Consider the following 1,639-nt stretch of genomic DNA (forward strand, 5'->3'; position numbering starts at 1 on the left):
AGTTTGCTAAGAATTTGAGCGAATAATGTTATTTTTGCCATGAGAGGTTCGTTTTTTGTGTTGCACCTCAAAGGTAACTTTAAGGAACAGAAAACGAAAACCTCTCACTTTTTATTTAGGACGCTATTGGAATGAAATCCTTTCTTTAATTTTCTGCCATGATGACAAGAGCGGGGTTGACCCAAAGCCTCTCACAATCTCCCCTCAAGGGATAAACTTCTCCCCTGTGGGGGAATCGCGAGGCTACATTTGCTCCCTGTGATAAAACCAATCACCACAGGGATAATACCGGATGATTATTACAATCCGGCTTTTGACTTCATCTCTGAAACAAACTGCATACACTCTATGGGAGTACGGCGGTCGAGAGGAAATTGCCTAAGCATTTCTATTATATCGCTATCCGAAACCCCTCCCACCTCCCCAAAGGGAGTATTTAATTTTTCCCCTACGGGGGGATTAAGGGGGGCTTTCTCCTGTAACGGAACCTGCCCGCGCCATTCGATAAAGGCCTGTTCGTCGATAGGTGAATCCAAATGCAATATGCAAATATTCGGATTATCCACTGACCGGGACAAAGCATCCGATTCGAAACTCTTCAGGGCATTTTCGGGAAAACCGATACTGATAACATCCGAATTGAGACATTTCATATATTTACGGGTAGCCTTATACGACTTCTGTAGCCACACATAGTAAGCACTTTGCTCATAAGCAACCCAAAATACACCTTCTTTATAAAAACGGACCTGGTCGAAGCCGATATAAGCCAATTTTTCTGAGATTGTCATTTATTTGTTTTTTTCAAAATTTTTTTCGACCGCTTCGCGGTATTTAATCTTGCTACGCCTAAAGCGTAGCAAGATTAGAAAATCGACGGAGTCGAAATTGTTAAATTGTTAAATAGTTAAAAACTCCTGACACAACGCACATAGTAGGTGGTCGTCTTATTGCCCCTGCTCGCATACGGGCCGAAGAAGTACCAGTTCCATGCGGCGGTACCACTGTACTCGGTACTACTCCAGTAGGTGGTAGTACGCAGGTTCTGAGTGTCGGGTGCGGAAGTAGGCTGAGTAGACAGTGCATTGTGGATGCTTTGCAATGCGCCCAACTCGACTACGGTAGGAAGCCTCCAACCCATACTGCGGTGTTCGGCATCGATGTAACTGAGAGCACCTACGAAACCGTTACCGCATCCATCTTTACCGGCAGCATTATTCCATGTGTCAGATGTAGACACACCTTTCGCATTAAGGGCATCGGTCTTGTAGAAGCAAACGTCCTTACCAGTAGCCTCAAACTTAGCAGATATCAGATCGAATTTTTGGGTATTCGTTGTATAACTCAGATAACCATCCTTATCCAGAGCAGACGGCAACACCGTATACTCCCCACCAACAGCCAGGTATCCCGGGCAACAGGCACAATCCTGAACCGATATATTAAGCTTTAGCATCACATTATCACCCGAGCCGTCCGCTTTGTTGTTATACATCACATACAATTCGGCGGTCAATGCATCTTTGCGGTCTAAGCCGCCAGCGCCGTTCTCGGCACTTGGCTTGTTCAGGTCGTCACGGTATTTTACCGATACGGTGAATGTACCGCTCAGGTCGGTTCCCGTTGCCCACGATGTACT

2 protein-coding genes are annotated in these 1,639 nt (G+C 45.6%); both read right to left on the reverse strand.

Annotation, left to right across the window (positions count from 1 at the left end):
- Positions 1–299 precede the first annotated feature (299 nt).
- On the reverse strand, positions 300–791 hold the full coding sequence (locus D0T84_RS22150; protein WP_163310086.1) for a hypothetical protein: 492 nt from the start codon (positions 789–791) through the stop codon (positions 300–302).
- A gap of 116 nt (positions 792–907) precedes the next feature.
- On the reverse strand, positions 908–1,639 hold a 732-nt coding region (locus D0T84_RS22155; RefSeq protein WP_163310087.1), incomplete at its 5' end, for a DUF1566 domain-containing protein.

Origin of the sequence: Dysgonomonas sp. 521 (assembly GCF_010501055.1) — a bacterium.
In the GTDB taxonomy this organism is placed as follows: domain Bacteria; phylum Bacteroidota; class Bacteroidia; order Bacteroidales; family Dysgonomonadaceae; genus Dysgonomonas.